The sequence below is a fragment of the Paracoccus yeei ATCC BAA-599 genome (assembly GCF_000622145.1).
GTDB lineage: Bacteria > Pseudomonadota > Alphaproteobacteria > Rhodobacterales > Rhodobacteraceae > Paracoccus > Paracoccus yeei.
Window position 1 is genome coordinate 194,515 of record NZ_JHWH01000007.1, and the last position, 23,908, is coordinate 218,422.

General features: G+C 71.1%; 20 protein-coding genes and 1 tRNA gene. 10 read left to right on the plus strand and 11 right to left on the minus strand.

Annotated elements, in window-relative coordinates; translation table 11 throughout:
* Window positions 1-2: 2 nt before the first annotated feature.
* The gene (gene dapF, locus BU28_RS0105065; RefSeq protein WP_028718509.1) at window positions 3-818 is read right to left on the minus strand and encodes a diaminopimelate epimerase; all 816 of its coding nucleotides are present in this window, start codon (window positions 816-818) and stop codon (window positions 3-5) included.
* Between the two features lie 97 nt (window positions 819-915).
* On the opposite strand from dapF, the gene BU28_RS0105070 reads away from it, so the two are divergent.
* Window positions 916-991 (plus strand) — tRNA-Lys (locus tag BU28_RS0105070).
* A gap of 187 nt (window positions 992-1,178) precedes the next feature.
* On the opposite strand, the gene BU28_RS0105075 is transcribed toward BU28_RS0105070, so the two are convergent.
* On the minus strand, window positions 1,179-1,829 hold the full coding sequence (locus BU28_RS0105075; RefSeq protein WP_028718510.1) for a carbonic anhydrase: 651 nt from the start codon (window positions 1,827-1,829) through the stop codon (window positions 1,179-1,181).
* A 140-nt stretch (window positions 1,830-1,969) separates the two neighbouring features.
* Here BU28_RS0105075 and BU28_RS0105080 point away from each other — a divergent pair, with 140 nt between their 5' ends.
* The 5 genes from BU28_RS0105080 to BU28_RS0105100 all read left to right on the plus strand — a co-directional run bounded on the left by BU28_RS0105080 (window position 1,970) and on the right by BU28_RS0105100 (window position 7,024).
* Complete coding sequence (locus tag BU28_RS0105080) at window positions 1,970-2,347, plus strand: hypothetical protein (RefSeq protein ID WP_028718511.1); 378 nt, start codon at window positions 1,970-1,972, stop codon at window positions 2,345-2,347.
* Between the two features lie 129 nt (window positions 2,348-2,476).
* On the plus strand, window positions 2,477-3,880 hold the full coding sequence (locus tag BU28_RS0105085; RefSeq protein WP_028718512.1) for a leucyl aminopeptidase family protein: 1,404 nt from the start codon (window positions 2,477-2,479) through the stop codon (window positions 3,878-3,880).
* Window positions 3,877-4,722, plus strand: a complete 846-nt coding sequence (locus BU28_RS0105090) for a C40 family peptidase (protein ID WP_028718513.1) — start codon at window positions 3,877-3,879, stop codon at window positions 4,720-4,722. Before BU28_RS0105085 ends, BU28_RS0105090 begins: the two co-directional genes overlap by 4 nt.
* A gap of 9 nt (window positions 4,723-4,731) precedes the next feature.
* Window positions 4,732-5,814 (plus strand): saccharopine dehydrogenase, encoded by a 1,083-nt coding sequence (locus tag BU28_RS22010; RefSeq protein ID WP_051577738.1) that lies wholly within the window; start codon window positions 4,732-4,734, stop codon window positions 5,812-5,814.
* A 37-nt stretch (window positions 5,815-5,851) separates the two neighbouring features.
* Window positions 5,852-7,024, plus strand: coding sequence for a PQQ-dependent sugar dehydrogenase (locus BU28_RS0105100; RefSeq protein ID WP_028718514.1), 1,173 nt, complete (start codon window positions 5,852-5,854; stop codon window positions 7,022-7,024).
* Here BU28_RS0105100 and BU28_RS0105105 read toward each other — a convergent pair.
* From BU28_RS0105105 to BU28_RS0105145, 9 genes are all read right to left on the minus strand, one after another.
* Window positions 7,021-7,392 carry a DUF3775 domain-containing protein gene (locus tag BU28_RS0105105; RefSeq protein ID WP_028718515.1) on the minus strand — a complete coding sequence of 124 codons (372 nt, stop codon included), beginning with the start codon at window positions 7,390-7,392 and terminating at the stop codon, window positions 7,021-7,023. The genes BU28_RS0105100 and BU28_RS0105105 overlap by 4 nt on opposite strands.
* A gap of 44 nt (window positions 7,393-7,436) precedes the next feature.
* Complete coding sequence (gene mutL / locus BU28_RS0105110; RefSeq protein ID WP_028718516.1) at window positions 7,437-9,245, minus strand: DNA mismatch repair endonuclease MutL; 1,809 nt, start codon at window positions 9,243-9,245, stop codon at window positions 7,437-7,439.
* Between the two features lie 44 nt (window positions 9,246-9,289).
* Complete coding sequence (locus BU28_RS0105115) at window positions 9,290-10,603, minus strand: M16 family metallopeptidase (protein ID WP_028718517.1); 1,314 nt, start codon at window positions 10,601-10,603, stop codon at window positions 9,290-9,292.
* Window positions 10,600-12,069, minus strand: a complete 1,470-nt coding sequence (locus BU28_RS22015; RefSeq protein ID WP_051577740.1) for a M16 family metallopeptidase — start codon at window positions 12,067-12,069, stop codon at window positions 10,600-10,602. Before BU28_RS22015 ends, BU28_RS0105115 begins: the two co-directional genes overlap by 4 nt.
* Window positions 12,070-12,163: 94 nt before the next feature.
* Window positions 12,164-12,730, minus strand: a complete 567-nt coding sequence (locus BU28_RS0105125) for a DUF3035 domain-containing protein (protein WP_028718518.1) — start codon at window positions 12,728-12,730, stop codon at window positions 12,164-12,166.
* A 53-nt stretch (window positions 12,731-12,783) separates the two neighbouring features.
* Window positions 12,784-13,539: a signal peptidase II gene (lspA, locus tag BU28_RS24105; protein ID WP_028718519.1), complete on the minus strand. Its 756-nt coding sequence runs from the start codon at window positions 13,537-13,539 to the stop codon at window positions 12,784-12,786.
* Complete coding sequence (purH, locus tag BU28_RS0105135; protein ID WP_028718520.1) at window positions 13,539-15,128, minus strand: bifunctional phosphoribosylaminoimidazolecarboxamide formyltransferase/IMP cyclohydrolase; 1,590 nt, start codon at window positions 15,126-15,128, stop codon at window positions 13,539-13,541. The genes lspA and purH overlap by 1 nt, the downstream gene beginning before the upstream one ends.
* A 38-nt stretch (window positions 15,129-15,166) precedes the next feature.
* Window positions 15,167-16,813: a heparinase II/III family protein gene (locus tag BU28_RS0105140; protein ID WP_036761977.1), complete on the minus strand. Its 1,647-nt coding sequence runs from the start codon at window positions 16,811-16,813 to the stop codon at window positions 15,167-15,169.
* 40 nt (window positions 16,814-16,853) lie between these two features.
* A complete protein-coding gene (locus BU28_RS0105145; protein WP_051577743.1) occupies window positions 16,854-18,122 on the minus strand; it encodes an RsmB/NOP family class I SAM-dependent RNA methyltransferase in 1,269 nt (422 codons plus the stop codon).
* A 42-nt stretch (window positions 18,123-18,164) separates the two neighbouring features.
* On the opposite strand from BU28_RS0105145, the gene BU28_RS22025 reads away from it, so the two are divergent.
* From BU28_RS22025 to selD, 4 genes are all read left to right on the plus strand, one after another.
* Window positions 18,165-18,338, plus strand: coding sequence for a DUF1674 domain-containing protein (locus BU28_RS22025; protein ID WP_036761978.1), 174 nt, complete (start codon window positions 18,165-18,167; stop codon window positions 18,336-18,338).
* A 125-nt stretch (window positions 18,339-18,463) separates the two neighbouring features.
* Window positions 18,464-19,672, plus strand: a complete 1,209-nt coding sequence (locus BU28_RS22030) for an efflux RND transporter periplasmic adaptor subunit (RefSeq protein WP_051577745.1) — start codon at window positions 18,464-18,466, stop codon at window positions 19,670-19,672.
* Window positions 19,672-22,770: an efflux RND transporter permease subunit gene (locus BU28_RS0105160; protein WP_028718523.1), complete on the plus strand. Its 3,099-nt coding sequence runs from the start codon at window positions 19,672-19,674 to the stop codon at window positions 22,768-22,770. Before BU28_RS22030 ends, BU28_RS0105160 begins: the two co-directional genes overlap by 1 nt.
* Window positions 22,767-23,810 (plus strand): selenide, water dikinase SelD, encoded by a 1,044-nt coding sequence (gene selD, locus BU28_RS0105165; protein WP_028718524.1) that lies wholly within the window; start codon window positions 22,767-22,769, stop codon window positions 23,808-23,810. The genes BU28_RS0105160 and selD overlap by 4 nt, the downstream gene beginning before the upstream one ends.
* Window positions 23,811-23,908 lie beyond the last annotated feature (98 nt).

Consider the following 23,908-nt stretch of genomic DNA (forward strand, 5'->3'; position numbering starts at 1 on the left):
CTTCATCCGCGCCAGACCCCGTCAAAGACATGCGCGGTCGGGCCGGTCATCCAGACCCCGTCCTCGCGCCAGTCGATGTCCAGTTGCCCGCCGGGCACGTTGACGCGCACTCGCCGCCCGGTCAGCCCGCGCCGGGCGGCTGCCACCACCGCCGCGCAGGAACACGAACCCGAGGCCAGCGTGATGCCCGTGCCGCGTTCCCAGATGCGCAGCACGATCTCGCTGTCCGAAAGGACCTGCACGACCTCGACATTGGTGCGCTGCGGATACAGCGGGTGATGCTCATGCGCGGGGCCGAAGCGCTCCAGGTCGACCGCCGCCGCGTCGGGCACGAAGAAGGTCATGTGCGGATTGCCCATGCCGGTCGCCACCGGATCGCCGTCGATGGGCAGGTGCAGCAGGTCGACCCTCTCGGCCAATGGCACCCCGGCCCAGTCCAGCACCGGCGCGCCCATGTTCACGCGGGTCAGGCCCCGGCCCGCGTCCTCGGCCGACAGCACCGCATGGTCGGTCGCCAGCCGCAGCGCGGATTTGCCGCCCTGGTCCATCAGAAACCGCGCGACGCAGCGCGTGGCATTGCCGCAGGCCCCGGAAACCGAGCCGTCGGCGTTGTAGAAGACCAGCCGCGCGTCGGCATTCTCTCCCGGCAGGATCACCGCCATCTGGTCGAAGCCCACGCCGCGATGCCGGTCCGCCATGGCTGCGACCAGCCCAGGCTCGGGCATCCGCCCCGAGGCGCGGGCGTCCAGCACGACGAAATCATTGCCAAGCCCATGCATCTTCATGAAGGGCAGGCCGGGGTTTTGCTGCGTTTCCATGCGCCTCCTTTACCCCCGTCCGCAAGATTTTGCCAGAGGCCCCGATTTTTCCGCTTGACCCCACCCGCCGCCGACCGTAGTTAGCCCCCCGTGCGATGGGCCCGTAGCTCAGTTGGTAGAGCAACTGACTTTTAATCAGTGGGTCACAGGTTCGAATCCTGTCGGGCTCACCACTTTTATCCTTGGCGATCATGTTCTTATGAAATGGCGCCAAGAGGTGGTGATCACATCCCCTCACCAAGCCCCTTACTGCCGTTCGAACATGCTTGTGTGGCGTCCGAGCCGTTCCACGGACGCCGTCGCCCTAGGGAAACGGCGGCCGATCATCGGCATCGGGAACGGACGGGGCGGTGCCCCGTCTCAGGCCACGGGCACGAAGCTGTCGCTGGCGGGCTCATAATGGGTCAGGGTGCCTTCGCCGATGTCGTGCAGCACGCCGTGCAGGGACAGGTCGCCCGCCTCGACCTTGTCGCGGACAAAGGGAAAGCTCATCAGGTTTTCCAGCGACACCAGCACTGCCTGACGCTCAAGCGCGCGGATCTGCGCATCCTCGGGCAGGGACGAGACGCGCTCGTAGCCGGGGCGCAGGATGTCCATCCAGCGGCCGACGAAGCTGGTCTTTTCCTCAAGCTCGGGGGCTGCGCCCGAACACATGGCATGGCACCCCTGCACGCCGCCGCAATTGGTATGACCCAGCACCACGACATGCGCGACCTTCAGCGCATTGACCGCGTATTCGACCGCCGCCGAGGTGCCGTGCTGTTCGCCGTCCGGGGAATAGGGCGGCACCAGGTTGGCGATGTTGCGGTGAACGAAGAACTCGCCCGAATCCGCGCCGAAGATGGCGGTGACATGGACGCGCGAATCGCAGCAGGCGATCACCATGGCGCGGGGACGCTGTCCGTCCTCGGCCAGGCGGCGATACCAGGCGCGGTTTTCGTTGAAAGCCGTGGCGCGCCATCCCTGATAGCGCTGGACAAGGTAATGGGGCAGCGGTCGGGCCTGATTCATGGGGATCCTCTCTACCGTTCGGGGCTTGATACCGTCCCGACCGATAAAGTTCGAGAGGTTTAGCGCGCCACCCTCAACCATTTCTTGAGAGGTTGCTGCCAGTTTCCCAGAACGGAAGCGAATGCGCGCAAGAGGATCAGATGGGGAAAATCGCAAGCCTGGCGGTCGAGGAGGTGGTCAACATCGACCTGCATCGCGTCGAGCAGATCGTCACCGAATTGGGCGAGGACGCGGCGGCCCAGGTGATCGGCGCGGCGCTGGAGCAGCTTGCGCTGTGCCTGACCCATACCGTGACCGCCGCCGACCGGGGCGAACTGGCGGGAGTGGTCAGCCATGCCGACCGCCTGTCCCGGCTGGCCTGGCAGGTTGGGCTGGTGACGCTGGCGGGGGTGGCGGTCGATGTCGGCGGCTGCGCCGAACGCCGCGACGCCGGCGCCCTGGCCGCGACCGTCGCCCGGCTGCGCCGCATCGGCAACCAGTCCCTGACCCGGATCTGGGACCGCCCCGATACCGGCTGAGCAGCCGCCCTTTGGCCGCCAGGAACCTTAACGCAGGTCTGTCCGGGCCGGCGGCCGGGCGGAACAGGTCGGGGCTTGCGGCGGGCGCGGGGCGCGATACCTTGCCCCAAGACCAATGGAAGGCCCGCCATGACCCAAGCCCCCGCATTCGCCCCCGCCTCGGACAAGACCCTGCCGCTGTGGCTGGTGCGGCCCGGGCCGCAGGGCGGGGCGGACCTGCCGCCCGGTCTGGACGCCATGGCGCAGACCTGGGCCCGGTCGCAGGGCTTTGCGGGCAAGTCCGGGCAGCTTTGCCTGTTGCCCGATGCGCAGGGCGGCCTTGCCGGCGCGCTTTACGGCATCGGCGGCGCCGACCGGGCGGGGCGCGACCGCTGGCTGCTGGGCCGCGCCGCCGAAACCCTGCCCGCCGGCGACTGGCGGCTGGCGGCGGTGCCGGCGGACGTGGACCCGGCGCTGGCGTCCCTGGGCTGGCTGCTCGGGCAATACCGCTTTGCCCGCTACAAGCCCGCCGAGGCCCCGCCTGCCCGGCTGGTCGCCCCGGACGGCATCGACGCGGCGCATGTGCTGGCCCTGGCGGCGGGCGAGTATCTCGCGCGCGACCTGATCAATACCCCGGCCTCGGACATGGGCCCGGCCGAACTTGAGGCCGCCGCCCGCGACCTTGCCGCCCGCCACGGCGCCGCGGTCGAGGTGACGCTGGGCCCGGACCTGCTGGACCGGAACTTCCCCATGATCCACGCCGTCGGCCGCGCCGGCGCACAGGCGCCACGGCTGATCGACCTGCGCTTTCCGGGCGAGGGACCGGCGCTGACCCTGGTCGGCAAGGGGGTCTGCTTCGACACCGGGGGGCTTGACATCAAGCCCGCCGCCTCGATGGCGCTGATGAAAAAGGACATGGGCGGCGCCGCGAACGTCCTGGGCCTGGCCGAGACCCTGGCCCTGACCGGCGCCACCCAGGGCATGCGGCTGCGCATCCTGATCCCCGCGGTCGAGAACGCCATCGCGGGCGACGCCTTCCGTCCCGGCGACATCCTGACCAGCCGCAAGGGCCTGACGGTCGAGGTGAACAACACCGATGCCGAGGGCCGGCTGGTCCTGGCCGATGCCCTGGCCCTGGCGGACGAGGACTCGCCCGACCTGCTGATCTCGATGGCGACGCTGACCGGGGCTGCGCGGGTGGCGCTGGGACCGGACCTGCCGCCGTTCTTCTGCGACGACGACGCCGTCGCGGCGGCGATCCACGACGCCGGGCGCGACCAGGCCGACCCGGTCTGGCGCCTGCCCTTCTGGGAGCCCTACGAGACGATGATCGAGCCCGGCATCGCCGATCTCGACAATGCGCCGGGCGGCGGCTTTGCCGGGGCGATCACCGCCGCGCTGTTCCTGCGCCGCTTTACCGGACAGGCGCGGCACTACGTGCATTTCGACATCTACGGCTGGCAGCCCAGCGCCGCGCCGGGCCGGCCCAAGGGCGGCGCCGGACAGGGGATGCGGGCGATCCTGAACGCGCTGCCCCGGGTTCTGGGGCGATGACCGCCCCCGACCGCCGCCTGACCCCCGCGACCGACCGCGTCGCGCTGGAGCGCCTGCGCGGGCAACTGTACCGCCCCGCCTATACGGCAGGCCGGGCCGCGCGGCTTGCCGTGCCGCTGGCGGATCTGTGCCGCAGCCCGGCCGGCGCACGCGACCGTCAGGTGAATTACGGCGCCGACCTTCTGGTGGTGGACGAGGTGCCGGGCTGGGCCTTTGTCCAGGCCGCCGCGGACGGCTATTGCGGCTGGATCAGGGCCGAGGCGCTGACCGGCGCGCTGCCGCCCGTCACCCACCGCGTCGCCGCCCCCGCCACCCATGTCTATCCCGAGCCCGACATCAAGACGCCCGAGATCATGGGTCTGTCGCTGGGCGCACGGCTTTCGGTGGTGGAGCAGCAGAACGGTTTCGTCCGGCTGGCGCAGGGCGGCTGGCTGCCGGCGCAGCATGTCGCGGCGCGTCCCGCCGCCGATCCCGGCGCGGTGGCCGAGGGGCTGCTGGGCACGCCCTACCTGTGGGGTGGGAACAGCCGCTGGGGGATCGACTGCTCGGGCCTGGCGCAGGCGGCGCTGGCGGCCTGCGCCGTGCCTTGCCCGGGCGACAGCGACATGCAGCGCCGCACCTTTCCCGGCGCCCCCGACATCCGCCGGGGCGACCTGCTGTTCTGGCCGGGCCACGTCGCGCTGGCGCTGGACGCGGCGCGGATGATCCATGCCACCGCCTTTGCCATGGCCGTGGTGATCGAACCCATCGCCGGGGCCATCGCCCGCATCGACGCGGCGGGCCAGGGCCCGTTTCTGGGCGCACACCGCCCGCCCCCGCCCCAGACCGCCGCCTTTCCGTAGGAGGGAACCATGGTCCATCTCTGGCTTCGCGCCGAAAGCCGCCCGAACGAACGCCGCGCCGCCCTGACCCCGGACGGCACGCGCGCCCTGGTCGCCCGCGGCTTTCGCGTCACGGTCGAGGAAAGCCCCCACCGCATCGTTCCGCTGGACGCCTATGTCCAGGCCGGCGCAGACGCCGCGCCCCGGGACAGCTGGCCCGAGGCGCCACCTGAGGCCTTCATCCTGGGGCTCAAGGAACTGCCGCAGGACGACGGCCCCCTGACCCACCGCCACATCATGTTCGGCCACGCCTACAAGGGCCAGGCCGCCGGCGCGGCGCTGCTGGAGCGGTTTCGCCGGGGCGGCGGAACGCTCTACGATCTGGAATACCTGACCGACGATGCGGGCCGGCGGCTGGCGGCCTTTGGCCATTGGGCGGGCTTTGCCGGCGCGGCATTGTCGCTGAAGGCCTGGGCGGCGCAGCGCCGGGGCGGGATCTGCGGCCCGGTCGCGGGCTTCGCCACCCAGACCGCCCTGACCGAGGCGCTGCGCGCCGAACTGGACGCGACCGGCGCGCCCCGACCCCATGCCATCGTGGTGGGCGCCCTGGGGCGGGTCGGCACCGGCGCCACCGAGTTGCTGACGGGCATGGGGGTGCGGGTCACGAAGTGGGACAAGGCCGAGACCGCGGCGGGCGGCCCCTTTGCGCAGATCCTCGCGCATGAGATCCTGGTGAACTGCATCCTGGCCGGGCCGGACAGCCCCGTGCTGGTCGGGCGCGACGCGCTGAACCCCGGACGGACGCTCTCGGTCATCGGCGACGTGGCCTGCGACCCGACCAGCGTCTTCAACCCGGTGCCGCTTTACGACCGCCCGACCGACTGGGACCATCCGGTCCGCCGCGTGGCCGAGCATCCGCCCCTGGACATCATGGCGATCGACAACCTGCCCTCGCTTTTGCCGATGGAAAGCACGCAGGATTTCGCGGCCCAGCTCTTGCCGGTGCTGAAGGAACTGGACCAGCCCGACCGGGGCGCCTGGGGCCGGGCGGCCGCGCTGTTTGCCCGCCATGCCGGCACTGACGGAAATGTCAGGGAACGCCCACAGGGTTGAACCGTTCCCGTCGGAAACATCCTGACGGAGCGCAACCATGAAAACCGCGATTGCCCTTGTCGCCGTCCTGGCCGCCACGCCGGCGCTGGCCCAGGTGAACCAGGCCCCGCCGAACGCGCCGAACCAGAAACCCGTCTTCGAAAACCAGACCCGGGCGCCCGAGCTGTCGGATGGCGTGGCGGTCCGGCAGCAGGTGGTGATCCGGGGGCTGGACAGCCCCTGGGGCCTTGCCCTGCTGCCCGATGGCGCCTGGCTGATCACCGAAAAGCCGGGGCGGATGCGCCTGTTCGCGGATGGTGCCCTGTCCGAGCCGCTGAAGGGCCTGCCAAAGGTCGATGCGCGCGGCCAGGGCGGGCTGCTGGACGTGGCCGTGGCGCCCGACTTTGCCCAGTCCCGCCGGGTCTGGTTCAGCTATGCCGAACCGCGCGAGGGCGGCAAGAACGGCACCGCCGTCGCCACCGGCACGCTCTCGGCCGACGGCACCGCGCTCGAAGGGGTCGAGGTCATCTTCCGGCAGGACCCGGCCTGGGCCTCGGACAAGCATTTCGGCTCGCGCATCGTGCCGGACGGCAGGGGCGGGATCTTCGTCACCACCGGCGAACGCTCGGTGATCGACGCGCGGCCGCTGGCGCAGGACGTGAACACCCATCTGGGCAAGGTTCTGCACATCGACGGCAAAACCGGCGCGCCGCTCTCGGGCAACCCGTTTGCTCAGGGCGGCGGCGGCAAGCCCGAGATCTGGTCCTGGGGCCATCGCAACATCCAGTCGGCGGCGCTGGACGGCCAGGGCCGGCTCTGGACCGTCGAGCACGGCGCCAAGGGCGGGGACGAATTGAACCGACCCGAGGCCGGCAAGAACTACGGCTGGCCGGTCATCACCTATGGCGTCGAATACAGCGGCAAGACCATCGGCAAGGGCCTGACCCAGGCCGAGGGGATGGAACAGCCGGTCTATTACTGGGACCCGGTGATCGCGCCCAGCGGCATGGCGATCTATGACGGCGCCATGTTCCCCGAGATGCGGGGCGACATCCTGATCGGCGGGCTCAAGTCGGCGTCGGTGGTGCGGCTGAAGCTGCAGGGCGACCGGGTGGCGGGCGAACAGCATCTGGCCCAGGGCATCGGCCGGGTGCGCGACGTGGCGGTCGCGCCCGACGGGGCGCTGATGGTCCTGACCGACGAAGGCGCGCTGGTGCGGCTGGCACGCTAGACCGGCTTTTGCAGCTCGTCCTCGACCTCCTCGGGCGAGAGGCCAAGCGCCTCCATCCCGGCCTCCAGGTAATCGGCCAGTTGCGGCTCGCCCATCAGGTAATCCTCGGTGGGCGTGCGGCGCTCACGCTTGGCGGTCAGGATCGCCTCGGCCAGGTCCTCGGCGCCAAAGGTGTCGCGCCCGATCCACATGACGGCGACCAGGCTGGCCTGTTCATCCTCGTTCAGCGCGGCGATGAATTCGGCCAGTTCGGTTTCCGTGCCGTGGCCCCGGCGCTGCCCGCTGTGCGCCCAGGCGTTCACGCCGGAATCATATTCGCGGGCGCGGATGATCACATGGGCGATCTTTTCGGGACTGATTTCCAGCATGGCGGCACCTCTTTTCGCCAGTGTCGCCCCAGGCGCGGGCCGGGTCAACGGCCGAAAAGGCGCTCGATGTCCGACAGCTTCAGTTCGATCCAGGTCGGGCGGCCGTGGTTGCACTGGCCCGATTTCGGGGTGCGCTCCATTTCGCGCAACAGCGCGTTCATTTCCTCGGCCGTCATGCGCCGGCCCGAGCGGACCGAGCCGTGGCAGGCCATCGAGGACAGCACCGCATCGACCCGCGCCCGCAGCCGGTCCGAGGCGCCCTGATCGGCCAGGTCGTCCAGGATGTCGCGGATCAGCCGGGGCGCGTCGATCCGCCGCAGGAGCGCCGGTACCTCGCGCACCGCGATGGCGCCGCCGCCGAAGGGCTCGATCACCAGCCCCAGCGCGGCCAGTTCCTCGGCGATCGCCAGGATGCGCTGCGCGTCGGCATCGGAAAGCGCGACGATCTCGGGGATCAGCAGCGCCTGGGAGGCGATGCCGCTGGCCTCGGCCTGCGCTTTCAGCCGCTCATAGACCAGGCGTTCATGCGCGGCGTGCTGGTCCACGATGACGATGCCGGTCGCAGTCTGGGCGACGATCCAGTTTTCGTGCAGCTGCGCGCGGGCGGCACCCAGCGGCGCATCCTCGGGCGGGGCCTCGGTCTCGGGCTCGACGCGGGCGGTGGGGGTCTCGGCAAAGCCGGGGGCCTGAAAGGCCAGGCTTGCCGCGATGGCCGGGGCCGAAGGGCGCTGCGGAGCGTAGGCCGCCTGATAGGCGCGGGGCGGCTGGGCCTCGGGGCGCGCGGCCGCCAGCGCGGCATCCGCCACGGTCGAGGACGCCCGGTGCCCCGCCCCGGCCAGCGCATGGCGCAGCGCGCTGACCACCAGGCCGCGCGCGATGTCGGGGTCGCGGAAGCGCACCTCGGCCTTGGCCGGGTGGACATTCACGTCGACCGAATGCGGGTCGCAGGCCAGAAACAATACCGCTGCCGGATGCCGGCCCTGCGCCAGCACGTCCATATAGCCCGCGCGCAGCGCCCCGGTCAGCAGCTTGTCGCGCACCGGACGGCCGTTCACATAGACATGCTGCGCCACCGCCGCCCCGCGCGAATAGGTCGGCAGCGCGGCAAAGCCGGTCAGCGTCAGCCCGTCCCGTTCCGCGTCAAGCGCCACGGCGTTGTCGATGAAATCGCGCCCCATCACCCGGGTCAGCCGGGTCTGCAGGGCGCCGAACAGTTCGCCCTGCTCGGCATCGGCGCGGAACAGGACGCGGCCCTCGTCCTCGTCGGTCAGGGTGAAGCCGACAAAGGGCTCGGCCATGGCCAGGCGGCGGATCACCTCGGCCACGGCCTGGGTCTCGGCCCGGTCGCTGCGTAGGAATTTCAGCCGCGCGGGCGTGGCGAAGAACAGGTCGCGCAGTTCCACGACCGTGCCGCGGTTGCCGGCGGCGGGCTTCACCGCGCCGATGCGCCCACCCGAGACCGCGATCTGCGCCGCATCGAACCCCTGCGCGCGGCTGGTGATGGTCAGCCGACCCACCGCACCCAGGCTGGGCAAGGCCTCGCCGCGAAAGCCGAAACTGCAGATGTCCAGGAGGTCGCTGCCGTCGATCTTGCTGGTGGCATGGCGCGCCAGGGCCAGAGGCAGGTCGTCCGCCGTCATGCCGCAGCCGTCGTCCGTGACCCGGATCAGCGCCTTGCCACCCTTGGCGATGGCGACATCGACCCGCGCAGCGCCGGCGTCCAGTGCGTTCTCGACCAGTTCCTTGACGGCCGAGGCCGGACGCTCGACCACCTCGCCCGCCGCGATGCGGTTCGCGGCGGCCTCATCCAGTTGCCGGATGATAGGGCGCATGTTGGGGGCATGGGTGTTCATGCCCCCAGATCTAGCATCCTGCCCCCCGCATCGGCAAGGATTCGTCAGTTGGTCGCGGCGATCCCCTGGGGCCGGCCCACCAGGACGAACCGGATCTGGTCGGCATGCAGCAGCCGCTGCGAGACGCGCTGCACATCGGCTGCCGTGACCGCCTCGACCCGGCTGTTGCGGGTGTTGACGTAATCCGCCGGCAGGCCGATCAGCTGCATCCCGGCCAGAATGCCGGCGATCTTGGCATTGCCGTCGAAGCGCAGGGGATATTCGCCGGTCAGATAGGTCTTGGCATTGTCCAGTTCCGCCTGGGTCACGCCGTCCCGGGCAAAGCGGTCCCATTCGCTGCGGATCAGGCCCACAGCTTCGGCCACCTTCTCGTTCGCGCTGGCCATGCCGCCCTGCCAGGTCTGGCCGAACAGCCCGTTGGCAAGGCCCGTGCCCACGCCATAGGTCAGCCCGCGCTTTTCGCGGATCTGGTCCATCAGGCGCGACGAAAACCCGCCCCCGCCCAGGATATGGTCGGCGACCACCGCCGCGAAATAATCCGGGTCCGAGATCGGCAGCCCGGCCTGGGCGAATGTCACCACCGTCTGCGGGCTGTCCCAGTCGATCACCGTGACGCCCCCGGTCAGGTCCAGCGTCGCCGGTTCCGGCAGCGGGGCCGTGCCCTTCGCGGGCAGATCGCCCAGAATGCGGTCGATCAGCAGGCCCAGGTCCCTGGCGTCGATGTCGCCGGCGGCGGCGATCACCACGCGGTCGCGGGCCATGACGCGGGCGGCGGCGTCCACAAGGTCGTCGCGGGTCAGCGCGGCGACCGTTGCCGCCGTGCCGTTGATCGAGGTCGCATAGGGGTGGTCGCCCCAAGCCTGCCGCGCCAACTCCTTCGAGGCGATGGCCTGCGGGTCGGTCGCCTCGGACCGGATCACCGATTGCACCTGGGCACGCACGCGCTCCACCGCATCGGCGTCAAAGCGCGGCCGGGTCAGGGCCTGGTGCAGCAGATCGGCAGCCTGGTCGCGGTTTTCGGTCAGCATCCGGGCACTGACGGTCAGCGCATCGTCGCCCACGTCAAAGCCGAAGCGCGCGCCCAGCGCCTCGACCGCCTCGGCATACTGAACCGAGTCGCGCTCGCCCGCGCCTTCCTCGAGCAGCGCGGTCATCAGGTTCACCGCGCCGCGCTTGTCCGGGGCGTCCAGGCTGGCGCCGCCCTTGAACATCAGGGACAGCGCGGTGAAGGGGATCGAATGATCCTCGACCAGCCAAGCCTTGATGCCGCCGGGCGAGGTGATCTGCTGGATGTCGATGGCCCGCGCCGGCAGCGTGGCAAGGGCCAGGAAAACAAGGCTGACGAAGGCGCGGATCATGGCTGGTCCCCGGTCTGGGCCGCGTCTGCGGCAGGTTCGGCGGCGGTGGGTTCTGCGGCGGCGGGGTCAGCCGGCGCAGGCCGAGCGGCGGCAGGTCCGGACGCAGGCGGTTCGGAGGCGGGCGGTTCGGGCAGCAGCCAGCCGGTGACGCTGGCGCGGCTGTCCAGCACCAGGCGCGCGGCCGAGACGATGTCGCCGGGCGTCACGGCGGCCAGGATGTCGGGCCAGTCGTTCACGTCCTGCACCGTCAGGCCCACCGACAGCCCTTGGCCATAGTCATAGGCCCGGCCATGCGCCGAATCCTGGGCATAGACGCGGGCCGCACCGATCTGGGTCTTGACCCGTTCCAGCTGCGCGGCATCGGGGCCCTCGCGCAGGAACCGGGCCAGCGCCGCGTCCAGCGCCGCCTCGGCCTCGGGCTGCGAGACGCCGGGCGCGGGCACCAGGGACAGGCCGAAGGTGGTCGGATCGACCGTCGTTCCGTCATAAGAGGCATCGACGTAAAGCGCCTTGCCGGGCAGCACCAGATCGCGCGCCAGGACCGAGGTCTGCGGCGAACCGCCCAGCAGCGCCGCAAGGACCGTCAGCGCCGCCGCCGTCTTCTGATCGCCGGGGTTGCGTTCGGGGGCCAGAACCGTGCGCAGCAGCACGGGCTGGGCGACGCGCGGATCGACCCGCTCCATCCGGCGGGGCGCGCGCTGTTCGGGCTCTTGCGGGCGCGGCGCCCTTGTGGCGTCGGGCTTGGAGGGGATCGGGCCGTAATAGCGCTCGGCCAGGTCGCGCGCCTGCTCGGGCGTCACATCCCCCGCCAGGATCAGCACGGCATCGTTCGGGGCATAATGCGCGTCGTACCAGGCGATGGCGTCCTCGCGCGTCAGGCCCTCCATCTCCTGGCGCCAGCCGATGACGGGGCGGCCATAGGGGTGGTTGTAGAACTGGACCGCGCTGCGTTCCTCGGCGAACTGGGCGCCGGGGTCGCTGTCGGTGCGCTGCGAGCGCTCCTCCAGCACGACCTGGCGCTCGGCCTTCCAGTCGTCCTCGCCGATGCGCAGGTTCTGCATCCGGTCGGATTCCATCTCCATGACCAGGGGCAGGCGGTCGCTGGCGATACGCTGGAAATAGGCGGTGTAGTCGTAGCTGGTAAAGGCATTGTCGCTGCCGCCGTTGGCGGTCACGGTCTTGCTGAACTCGCCCGGGCCCAATTTGTCGGTGCCCTTGAACATCAGGTGTTCCAGGTAATGCGCAATGCCGGACTTGCCCGGCGTCTCGTCGGCCGAGCCGATCTTGTACCAGACCATCTGCACCACGACCGGGGCGCGGTGATCCTCGATCACCACGGTTTCCAGGCCGTTCGGCAGGGTGAAATGGCTGATGCCCGGCGGCATGTCCGCGAAGGCCGGGACGGCCGCGCCCAGGGCCAGCGCCAGTGCGGCAAGGCCGGGGACGGGACGGAAGAATGGGTTCATGGCAGGCTCCGGTTCCGGTTCGCGGCCCCGACCCTGCCCGCAAGGCCACGGCCGCGCAAGAGCGCCGCCCGTCATCTTGGCGTGAACGCCGCCCCTAGTCGCCTTGCAGCTTCGGCGCCTGATCCGCCGGGCTGGCGGCCGTCCCGCCCTGGTCGCGGGGCGCGGGCGGCGCGGTCGGGACCTGCACCCCGGTCGGGCGCCAGCGCTCCAGTTCGGCCCGGCTGTCCAGGGTCATCGGCTCATAGGCGCGATAATAGACGTTGGTGCGCGCCACCACCTCGAGCAGGCGGCGGCCGTGGCGGGCGCGCCAGTCCACGTCCTCTTGCGCGGTGGCCTGGCGGATCGCCGGATCGCGGCCCAGGCGCGAGGCATAGGCGACCAGCCCCAGGTCCGCGGCCCCCACGCCCTGCACCGACAGCTGCGCGGGATTGCCCCCCAGCGCCGCCACGGCATCGGCGCGCGGCGTCGGGTCTGTCAGGTTGCCGCCGCCCGGCGTGGGGCTGGGCAGCGCGCTCAGGTCGGTGGGCATGCTCAGCGGCTTGGTCGGCACGATGGCGAATTCATCGGGCGAGGTCTGGCCGGCACTCGTGTTCATCAGATGCGGGTCAGAGCTGCAGGCGGCAAGCCCCAGCATGGTCATGGTCAGCGCGATCGCCCGCATCTTCCGTCCCTCTTGTTCGTCCGGGGCCGTTCTAGCCTGTCTTGCGGCCCGCGTCACGCCTTGTCGTCGCGCGGCCGTTCGTCCAGCAAAAGCTCGCCCTGCTGGCCCGGAGAGGCGGGGGGCGACGGTTCGGACGGGGCAGCCGGCGCGGGCTTCGGTCCCGGATCGACGGCGGGACGGGGCTGCGACCTGGCCGCGCCCGCGGCGGGTTTCGCGGCAGACCTGGCCGCCGCACCCGGGGCCTTGCGCTTCTTCGGGGCAGGCTTTTTCTCGGGCGGTTGCAGGACCAGCCCCATTGCGCCCAGAAAGATCGCGATATCGGCCACGTTGAAGCTGTAGGGGTTGCGCCAGCCAGGCAGCGACATGTTCAGGAAATCGGCGACCGCCCCGTAAAGCAGCCGGTCGACCACGTTCCCCAGCGCGCCCCCGATCAGCATCCCCGCCGCGACCTGGGCAAAGCGCGAGGGCTTGGCCCGGCCGATCCAGATCGCCACCCACAGGCAGACCGCCAGGGCGATGCCGATCAGCACCCAGCGCATCACGTCGGTTTCGCTGGAAAACAGGCCGAAGTTCATGCCCTGGTTCCAGGCCATGCGCAGGTTCAGCCAGGGGTCCAGCACATCGATCTCGCGCACGCGGTCCAGGTCCAGGACGTGCACGGCCAGGTACTTCAGCACCTGATCCAGCAGAAAGACCAGCCCGGCCGTCAGCAGAACCGCCCGCCAGATGCGGGGGGGCGGGGCCTTGGCGGGCCGCCGCCGGGGGGCCGCGGCGGATTTGCGCGGCTTCGGGGTCGCGGCGTCGGCCATCAGTGCCGGAAATGCCGCTGGCCGGTAAAGACCATCGCCAGGCCCAACTGGTCGGCCGCCGCGATCACCTCGGCGTCGCGCATCGAGCCGCCGGGCTGGATGACTGCCTTGGCGCCAGCCTCGGCCAGGGCCTCGATCCCGTCGGCGAAGGGGAAGAAGGCGTCGGAGGACACGACTGAACCGATGGTCGGCGCCTGCGCCAGGCCCAGGGCCTCGGCCATGTCCTGGGACTTGCGCTGGCCGATGCGGGTCGAATCGACCCGGCTCATCTGGCCGGCGCCGATGCCGACGGTCGCCAGGTCCTTGGCATAGACGATGGCGTTCGACTTTACATGCTTGGCGACGGTCCAGGCGAACAGCAGGTCGTCAAGCTCGGCCTCGGTCGGCTGGCGCTTCGTCACCACCTGCAGATCGGCGCGCAGCACCCGGCCGTTGTCGCGGCCCTGCACCAGGAAGCCGCCCGCGACCTGGCGGAAGGCCAGCCCGGGCGCCGCCGGATCGGGCAGCCCGCCGGTGGTCAGCAGGCGCAGGTTCTTTTTCGCGGCAAAGATCTCCTTCGCCTCGTCGCTGGCGGCGGGGGCGATGACGACCTCGGTGAAGATCTCGGCGATGGCGCGGGCGGTGTCGCCGTCCAGTTCGGTGTTCAGCGCCACGATGCCGCCGAAAGCCGAGGTGCGGTCGCAGTCATAGGCGCGCCTGTAGGCATCCAGCGCGCTGTCCCCGCGCGCCACGCCGCAGGGGTTGGCGTGTTTGATGATCGCCACCGCCGGACCCTCGGCCGGGTCGAACTCGGCCACCAGTTCGAAGGCGGCGTCGGTGTCGTTGATGTTGTTGTAGCTGAGTTCCTTGCCCTGCCACTGCTTGGCCGTGGCGACGCCGGCGCGGTCGCTGCCGTCCTTGTAGAAGGCGGCCGACTGGTGCGGGTTCTCGCCATAGCGCAGGCTTTGCGCCAGGGTGCCGGCAAAGGCGCGGCGGCGCGGCGTCTCATTGCCGATCGCGCCCGCCATCCAGGCGCTGACCGCCGCGTCATAGGCGGCCGTCCGGGCATAGGCGATCTGCGCCTGCCGCTGGCGGAAGGCATAGGTGGTGGTGTCGTCGTTCGCATCCAGTTCCGCCAGCACCGCGGCATAGTCCTCGACATCCACCACCACGGTGACGAAAGCGTGGTTCTTCGAGGCCGCGCGGATCATTGCCGGGCCGCCGATGTCGATGTTCTCGATGCAGTCGTCATAGCCCGCGCCCCTGGCGACGGTTTCCTCGAACGGATACAGGTTCACCACCAGCAGGTCGATCATGCCGATGCCGTGGGATTCGGCGGCGGCCATGTGTTCGTCGTTGTCGCGCAGCGCCAGCAGCCCGCCGTGCACCACCGGATGCAGGGTCTTGACGCGCCCGTCCATCATCTCGGGAAAGCCGGTCACCTCGGCCACGTCCTTGACGATCAGCCCGGCCTCGCGCAGCGCCTTGGCGGTGCCGCCGGTGGACAGGATCTCGACGCCCCGCGCCTCCAGCGCCCGGGCAAAGTCCAGCAGGCCCGTCTTGTCGGACACGGAAATCAGCGCGCGCTTCAGCGGAATGCGGTCGGTCATCGGTCGGGCCCCATGCGGTGGATGGCGGATTTGGCCCGTCACCTAACCCCGGATCGCGCCAAGGTCCAGCCGATCTGGATGGCGCGGCCGTGAAGCCGCCCGGAAACCACGATCTGCTGCGAGGGGCGCGGCTCGGCCGAGGTGCGGTCCAGAAGGCAGCTCGGCTCAAGCGTCAGGCGGCCCACCCGGTCGTGCTCGAAGGTCCAGGCCTCGCCGCCGGGCAGGGAAAGATGCACCCTGTCGCCGTCAAGCCGCGCCTGGATGTCGGGATGCAGGTGAAAGCGGATGTCGAAGCCCAGGCCCGCCTCGGGGCGCAGGTGGTCCAGCCTGCCCTGGGCGCTGGCATCCAGCGCCGCCAGCGAATCCTCGCCCTGCAGGCGGGTGCCGTCGGGCGACAGCCACAGTTCGCGCAGATGGGTCAGGCCGTGGCTGTCCAGCCAGCCGTCGTGGCCGGCCAGCAGATGCGCGGGTTCGGGCGAATGGACCGGGCCGCAGTCGGGCGGCATCAGGTTGCCCAGGGCATCGCAATCGCCGGCCCAGACCAGGGTCGGGCGTTCGGTCAGCACGTCGGGCTCGCCTTCCAGCCGGGCGGGGTTCAGCCGCGACGACGACAGCCCGTCCAGGCACAGCGCCGAATGGCAGGGCGTGGCGCGGCTGGCGCGGGCCCAGAGCGGGCCGAACCCGTCGCCCGGACCGCAGTTCACGATCAGCGGCTGGCGCGCCACGGTCAGTTCGAGCGCCAGGGTCGAGGCATGGGCCCGGACCGCCGCCGGGCCGCCGGGCGGCGCGGCCGCGTCCAGGATCAGCGTCGTGCGGCCGCGCGCCATGCGGGCAAAGCCCATCGCCAACCCATGCGCGGGCAGCGCCGCGCCCATCGCCGCGCGCAGGCAGCGGTCGAGCCGCCCCGCAGGCCCGCGCCCGCCGCCGTGAAAGGCCGGAAGGCCGCCGTCGGCATGGCGCAGCGCGCGCAGCACGGGGGCGATGGCCGCGATGATGGCGCGCAGTTCGGCCGGGGTCTCTTGCCCGGCCTCGTCGGCGACCTCCTGCGCCCAGACCAGCAGGGCCATGGCATCCAGCAGCGCCTCGGGCGCGCGGGACTGCGCGAGCGTCTCGACCCCCATGGCGTCGGCCTCTTCGGCCAGGGCGATCAGCGCCGGCAGGGCCACGGTCTGGCGGTCGCGCAGCGACAGGGCGCCGATAGCCAGCCCGGCCAGCGCCTCAAGCCGCGGCACCCCGTCCTCGGCATCGTACCAGGTGCCGCGCAGATGGGTCAGGTGCAGGTCCAGCGCCCGGAAATAGGGCTCGGCCCCGTCGCGGTCGAGGCCCGGCAGGATCATGCCGGCGTGAAAGATCCAGCGCAGCACCCGCCGCCCGGCGACCGCAGGCGCCCATTCGGGCGTCTCGGGGCGCGCGGCAGGATGGCGGCGGATCCAGCCCAGCACATGGCCCTGCGCCACGGCGCGCGCTTTCGGCGAACCCACCGCCGCCAGATCGTCCAGCCAGCCGAAGCCGTGCAGGTCCGCCGCGACCGAGGGCGGCACCTCGGCCGCCAGGATGTCGCCAGTCAGGGTCATCCCGCCCAGGTGCAGCGTGCCCGCGACGATCTGTTCGCCCCGGCCGGCATGGCCGATCGCCTTCGGCTCGGGCCGGCGCAGAAAGCCACGGGGGGCGGGCGTTTGGTTCATGGTCAGCCGCACTCGCTGGGACAGTGCAAGCTTAGGACCGTCAAGCGGATTTTCGCAAGCGCGCGATGAAGAACCCGTCCATCCCGCCGCGTTCGGGCCACAGGTCGGGGCGCAGCCGCAGACCGCCCTGCGCCGTCCGCCAGGCGGGATCGACGCCGGGCGCCGAGGCGGGTTCGGCGGCGACGCCCGGATGGCGGGCCAGCGCGGCGGCCAGCTGGTCCTCGCCCTCGGCCGGCAGCAGCGAACAGGTGGCATAGACCAGCCGCCCGCCCGGCTTCAGCAGGGACAGCGCATGGTCGATCAGCCGCGCCTGCAAGGCCACCAGCCCCGGCAGGGCCGCGCCGTCGCGGATCAGCGGCAGTTCGGGATGGCGCCGGATGGTGCCGGTGGCCGAACAGGGCGCGTCCAGCAGGATGGCGTCCAGCGGGTGGTCCGGCCGCCAGTCCAGCGCATCGCCCGCGACCAGCCGCGCCGTCAGGCCGCAGCGGTCGAGGTTCTGCGCGACCAGCGCCAGCCGGCTTTCCGAAATGTCCAGCGCCGTCACCCGGGCTCCGGCGGCGGCCAGTTGCAGCGTCTTGCCGCCCGGCGCGGCGCAAAGGTCGGCGACGGCCTCGCCCGGTTGGGGGTCCAGCACCCGCACCGCCAGCGCGGCGGCGGCGTCCTGCACCCACCAGTGCCCCTCGGCATAGCCCGGCAGGGCCGAGACCTGCGTGCCGGCGGCCAGCCGGTGCGAGCCGGTGGGCAGCGCCTCGCCCGGGGTCGCGCCGTTCGGGGTCAGGTCCAGGGGCGCGCCGGATTCGTGCGCGGCCTCGATGGCCCGGGCGGCCGCCTCGCCCCAGGCGGCGGCGACGGGGCCGCGCAGCCAGGCGGACATCGGCTGCGGCGGCAGGGCGGCCCAGGCGTCAGTGGCGCCGGCGGCCTTGCGCAGCACGGCGTTCACCATCCCGGCCGCGGCCTGGCCCTTGCCGCCAAGGCCCCGGCACAGGGTGACGGCGGCATTGACCGCGCCATGGGGCGCTTCGCCCAGCGCCAGCATCTCGACCACGGCCAGGCGCAGGATGCGGCGGATCTCGGGGCGCGGGCGGCGGGCCAGCATGGGCGCCAGCAGCGCATCGGCCCGCCCGCCCCGCCGCAGCACCTCGAGCGCAAGGCGGCGGGCGCGGGCACGCTCGGGCGCGGTCAGCCGGTCCAGTGCCCCGGCCGCCTCGTCCAGCGTCGCGCCGTCCTCGACGGCGGCCAGAAGGCGCAGCGCGCCCTGGCGGGCGGCGTCCCCTTGCGGTTTGCGCGGCTTGTCCAAATCCGTCCCCATGCCTAGATTGTCCCCATCTAGCGCGATGCAGGGAAAACCGCCATGACCGACCGCAAGGATCTGCCGCCCGCAGCGCAGCGTGCCCTGGCCGAGGCCGAGGAACGCCGCCGCAGCCAGAAGCCCCTGGACCTGCCGCCGGAACTGGGCGGCCGCGACGGGCCCGAGCCGGTGCGCTACGGCGATTACGAGAAAAAGGGCCTTTGCGTCGATTTCTAGGCGCGCGCGCATCGCTGTGCGGGTGACGAATCCGTGAACGGGGATGGCGGTGCCGTTTACCCTGTGTTGGGGTTGGAGGCCTAAGACATGGGCCCAGGACCAAGGCCCAGGACCAGGAACGGCAGATGCGCTTTCTCAACCGGATTCCGACATGGGCGGCCCTGTGCCTTGTGCTGCCGTTCGCCTCGGAATCGCTGGCGCAGACGCGGCGCGGGCCCGACGGGCCGACCCCGGTCGGCGTCGTCACCACCGCCGAGGAGGACGTGCCCCGCACCGTCACCCTGCCGGGCCGCGCCATTGCCTATCAGCAGACCGCGATCCGCCCCCAGGTCGGCGGCGAGATCCTGGAAATCGTCTATGACCCCGGCCGCCCGGTGCGGGCCGGGGACGTCTTGTTCCGCATCGACCCCGAAACCCTAGCCGCCGCGCTGGCCGCGGCCGAGGCCAGCGTCGCCGGGGCCGAGGCGAGCCTGACCCAGGCCCAGAACACCGTCACCCGCTATCGCCGGCTGGAAGGGTCGGGCGTCTCGGCCGTGGACCGCGCCAATGCCGAGGTCGCGCTGAAGCAGGCCGAGGCCGACCTGGCCGCCGCCCGGGCCGCGCGCGACGCGGCGCAGCTGTCGCTGGACCGGACCGCGATCTTCAGCCCGCTCGACGGCATGGCCGACGTGCCCCAGGTCTCGGTCGGCGATCTGGTCACGGCAAACCAGTCCGAGGCGCTGACCACGATCACCCAGCTTGACCCGATCTATGTGGACGTGTCGGAATCCTCGGCCCGGCTGATGCGCAGCCGCGCCGGCGGCAGCGCCGGCCAGCTGATCCGCACCGGCGCCGTGCAGACCCGGCTGACCCTGGAAACCGGCGAGGAATACCAGGGCGAGGGCCGGCTGGTCAGCCCCGGCATCGCCGTGTCGCCGACGACCGGGACGGTGCCGATCCGGCTGCGCTTCGACAACCCCGACCTGCGCATCCTGCCCGGCCAGTTCCTGCGCGTGCAGATGACGCTCGGCTCGACCCGGGCGGTGCTGGTGCCGCAGCGCGCGACCAGCCGGGCCTCGGACGGGACGCTGACCGCCTTCGTCGTGCGCGACGGCCGCGCCCAGCAGGTGGTGCTCAGCGAACAGGGCAGTTACCGCAACAACTGGATCGTGACGCAGGGCATCAGCCCCGGCGAACAGCTGATCCTGGACGGGCTGGACGACCTGCGCGCCGGAACCGAGGTCGCCCCGGTCCCGGTCCAGATCGACGCCCAGGGCGTGGTGCGCGAGATCGCGGCGCCGGGCCCGCCCTCCGACACCCCGGCCGCCCCCGCCGTCCCCGCCGGGACCGACTGATGGCGCGCTTCTTCATCCACCGCCCGGTCTTTGCCTGGGTTCTGGCCATCGTGACCATGCTCGTCGGGGCCTGGTCGGTCCTGCTGCTGCCGGTGTCGCAATATCCCGACATCGCGCCGACGACCGTGCGCATCGTCGCGACCTACCCCGGCGCGACGGCGCGGGCGGTGCAGAATTCGGTCACCACCCCCATCGAGGACGCGCTGACCGGCCTTGACGGACTGCTTTACACCACCTCGATTTCCTCGACCGGGCGGGCGGCGCTGGTCCTGACCTTCGACGACAGCGTCGAGCCGATGGACGCGCTGAACGAGGTCCAGACCAAGGTCCGCTCGGTCGAGGGGCGCCTGCCCGGCCCGGTCCAGAACGACGGGGTGGACATCACCCGGACCTCGACCTCGACGCTGATGGTGGGGGCGCTGGTCTCGACCACGGGGCAGCATTCCACGATCGAGCTGGGCAACCTGCTGGAACAGGTCGTCGAAGGCCCGGTCAAGCGCACCGAGGGCGTGGGCGGGGTCAATGTCTTCGGTTCGGGCTATGCGATGCGGATCTGGATCGACCCGCTCAGGCTGGCGCAGTTCCAGCTGACGCCCACGGACATCACCACCGCCGTGGCCCAGCAGAACAGCACGGTGTCCGTAGGCTCGCTCGGGGCGCAGCCGGTGGCCGAGGGCCAGCAGTTCACCGCCACGATCACCGCGCAAAGCCAGCTGACCTCGGTCGACGATTTCCGCAACATCCTGCTGAAGACCGGGGCCGACGGCGCCGCCGTCCGCCTGGGCGACGTGGCCGAGGTCGAGATCGGCCAGGTCAGCTATGGCCGCGACGCGCGCTTCAACGGGCTCAACGCTTCGGGCTTTGCGGTGAACCTGGCGACGGGGGCGAACGCGGTCGAAACCTCGGCGGCGGTCCGCGCGACGCTCGACAGCCTCAGGAACGCCCTGCCCGAGGGGGTCGAGGTTCATGTGGCCTATGACACCGCGCCCTTCGTGGAACTTTCCATCGAAAAGGTCTGGCACACCCTGGCCGAGGCCATCGTGCTGGTGTTCCTGGTCATCCTGATCTTTCTGCAGAACTGGCGCGCGACGCTGATCCCGATCATCGCGATTCCCGTGGTCCTGCTGGGCACCTTCGCCATGCTGGCGGCCCTGGGATATTCGATCAACACGCTGACCATGTTCGCCATGGTGCTGGCCATCGGCCTGCTGGTGGACGACGCCATCGTCGTGGTCGAGAACGTCGAGCGCGTCATGGCCGAGGAAGGGCTGGGCCCCGTCGAGGCCACCGAAAAAAGCATGGGCCAGATCAGCGGCGCGCTGGTCGGGATCGCGCTGGTGCTGTCGGCGGTGTTCCTGCCGATGGGCTTCATGTCGGGGTCGACCGGGGTGATCTATCGCCAGTTCTCGGTCACGATCATCACCGCCATGGTGCTGTCCCTGCTGGTCGCGCTGATCCTGACGCCGGCGATGTGCGCCAGCCTGCTGCGCCCCGGCCACGGCGCCCCGCGCCTTGCCCCCGCGCGCTGGTTCAACCGGGGGTTCGACCGCATGACGCGCGGCTATTCGGCCACGGTGCGCCGGACCCTGCGCCGCCCGATCCTGGTCATGCTGGTCCTGGCCGGCATCGCCTGGGGCGCCTGGGACCTGTTCGGGCGCATGACCACGACCTTCATCCCCGCCGAGGATCAGGGCGTGCTGCAATCGCGCATCAACCTGACCGAAGGCTCGACCGCGCAGCAGACCGCCGCCGTCGTGCAGGAAATCGAGGATTACATGCTGACCCGCGAGAAGGACGCGGTCGGGTCGGTCTTCGTCGCCATGGGCTTCGGCTCGCAGGGGACGGCGCAGAACCGGGCGACGATCTTCGTGCGGCTGAAGCCCTTTGCCGAACGCGACGACCCGGACCTGTCGGCGCGGGCCGTCCAGCAGCGCGCGAACCGCCATTTCGCTGGCCACCGGGCGGGTCGGATCTTTTTCGACCAGCCGCCGCCGATCCCGCGGCTGGGCGACGCCTCGGGCTTTACCATGTATCTGCTGGACCAGTCCGGCGGCGGAATCGCGGGACTGACCGAGACCGCCGAACTGCTGGAGCGCCGGGCCGCCGACGATCCGCGGGTCCAGAACGTGGAAAACCAGGGCTCCGAGGACGATGCCGCGCTGCGCATCGACATCGACCAGCAAAAGGCCGAAAGCTTCGGCGTGTCGGTCCCGGCGGTCAATTCGATGCTGTCCACCATCTTCGCCGGGACCGAGGTGAACGACTTCGCCCTGGGCGCGCAGCTGCGCCCGGTCATCGTGCAAAGCCGGGCCGAGGGGCGGATGCAGCCCGAGGACGTGGACAGCTGGTATGCCCGCAATGCCGGGGACGAGATGGTGCCCTTCAACGCCTTCATGACCACCCGGTGGGAGCCGGTCGAGCCGCGCCTGTCGCGCATCGACGGCATCGACGCGGTCGAGTTCAAGGGCGAGCCCGCCGCCGGCGCCAGTTCCGGCGCCGCCATGGACGCGATGGAGGAGATGGTGGCGGACCTGCCCGGCGGCTACGGCATGGCCTGGACCGAGCTGTCCTATCAGGAACGCCAGGCCGGGAATCAGGCGCCCTGGCTGTTCGGCCTGTCCGCCCTGGTCGTGTTCCTGGCGCTCGCCGCGCTTTACGAAAGCTGGGCCATCCCCTTTGCCGTCATGCTGGCGGTGCCGGTGGGCGTTTTGGGCGCGGTGGTCGCGGCGCTGACCTTCGGCCAATCCAACGACGTCTATTTCAAGGTCGGCATCCTGACCACCATCGGGCTGGCGGCCAAGAACGCCATCCTGATCGTCGAATTCGCCCGCGACCTGCAGGCCGCCGGCCGCTCCGCCGTCGAGGCCGCGGCCGAGGCCGCGCGCCAGCGGCTGCGGCCGATCCTGATGACCTCGCTGGCGTTCATCCTGGGCGTGCTGCCGCTGGCCATCGCGCGGGGCGCCGGGGCGGGCGCGCAGAACTCGATCGGCATCGGGGTCATGGGCGGCATGATCGCCGCGACCTTCCTTGGCATCTTCATGGTTCCCGCCTTCTACGTTACGGTGCGCAGGCTGACGGAATGGAGGACGCGCAGATGAACGAGCAACCCAGGCTGACCTCGCTGGCGCATGGCGGCGGCTGCGGCTGCAAGCTGGCGCCTTCGGTGCTGCGGGAATTGCTGGCGGGCCAGCCGCTGGCGCAGGCCTTTCCGCAACTGCTGGTCGGGACCGAGACCTCGGACGACGCGGCGGTCTATCAGGTGGACGAGAACACCTGCGTCATCGCCACGACCGATTTCTTCATGCCGATGGTGGACGACCCGCGCGCCTTCGGCCGCATCGCCGCGACCAACGCGATTTCAGACGTCTACGCCATGGGCGGCCGGCCGATCATGGCGCTGGCGATCCTGGGCATGCCCATCGACAAGCTGCCCCCCGACCAGATCCGCGAGATCCTGGAGGGCGGGCGCGACATCTGCCATCAGGCCGGGATTCCCGTCGCCGGCGGCCATTCCATCGACGCGCCCGAGCCGATCTATGGCCTGGCGGTGATCGGCCTTTGCCACCCGTCCGAACTGCGACGCAATGCCGATGCCCGGCCGGACGACGCGCTGATCCTGACCAAGGGGCTGGGCGTCGGCATCTATTCCGCCGCCATCAAGAAGGGCGCGCTGGACCAGGCCGGCATCGACGAGATGATCGCCTCGGCCACCACGCTGAACCGGGTCGGCGCGGATCTGGCGAAACGCGCCGATGTCCACGCCATCACCGATGTGACCGGCTTCGGCATCCTGGGGCACGGGCTGGAAATCGCGCGCGGCGCCGGGCTGCGGCTGCGGCTGTCTTTGGGCGCGCTGCCCTGGCTGTCGCGGGCGCAAGAGCTTGCGCAGGCAGGCTATTTCACCGGCGCCTCGGTGCGGAACTGGGCCGCCTATGGCGCCGAGGTGGCGCTGCCCGACGGCACGCCCGACTGGCAGCGCCACCTGCTGACCGACCCGCAGACCTCGGGCGGGCTGCTGGTGGCAGTCTCCCCCGAGGCGGCGGATGCGGTGCTGGCGCTGATCCGGGACGCCGGCCTGCCGCTGGCCGCCATTATCGGCCAAGCCGAGGAAGGCCCCGCCGGGATTGTCGTGGCCTAGATCGCAAGGCATTGCCTGGTAACGCTTTTTCAACCCCGGTGCGGTGGCGGGAACCCCGCCCCGGCCCGGGCGTTGGACCCTGTCGCCACAGGAGCCCG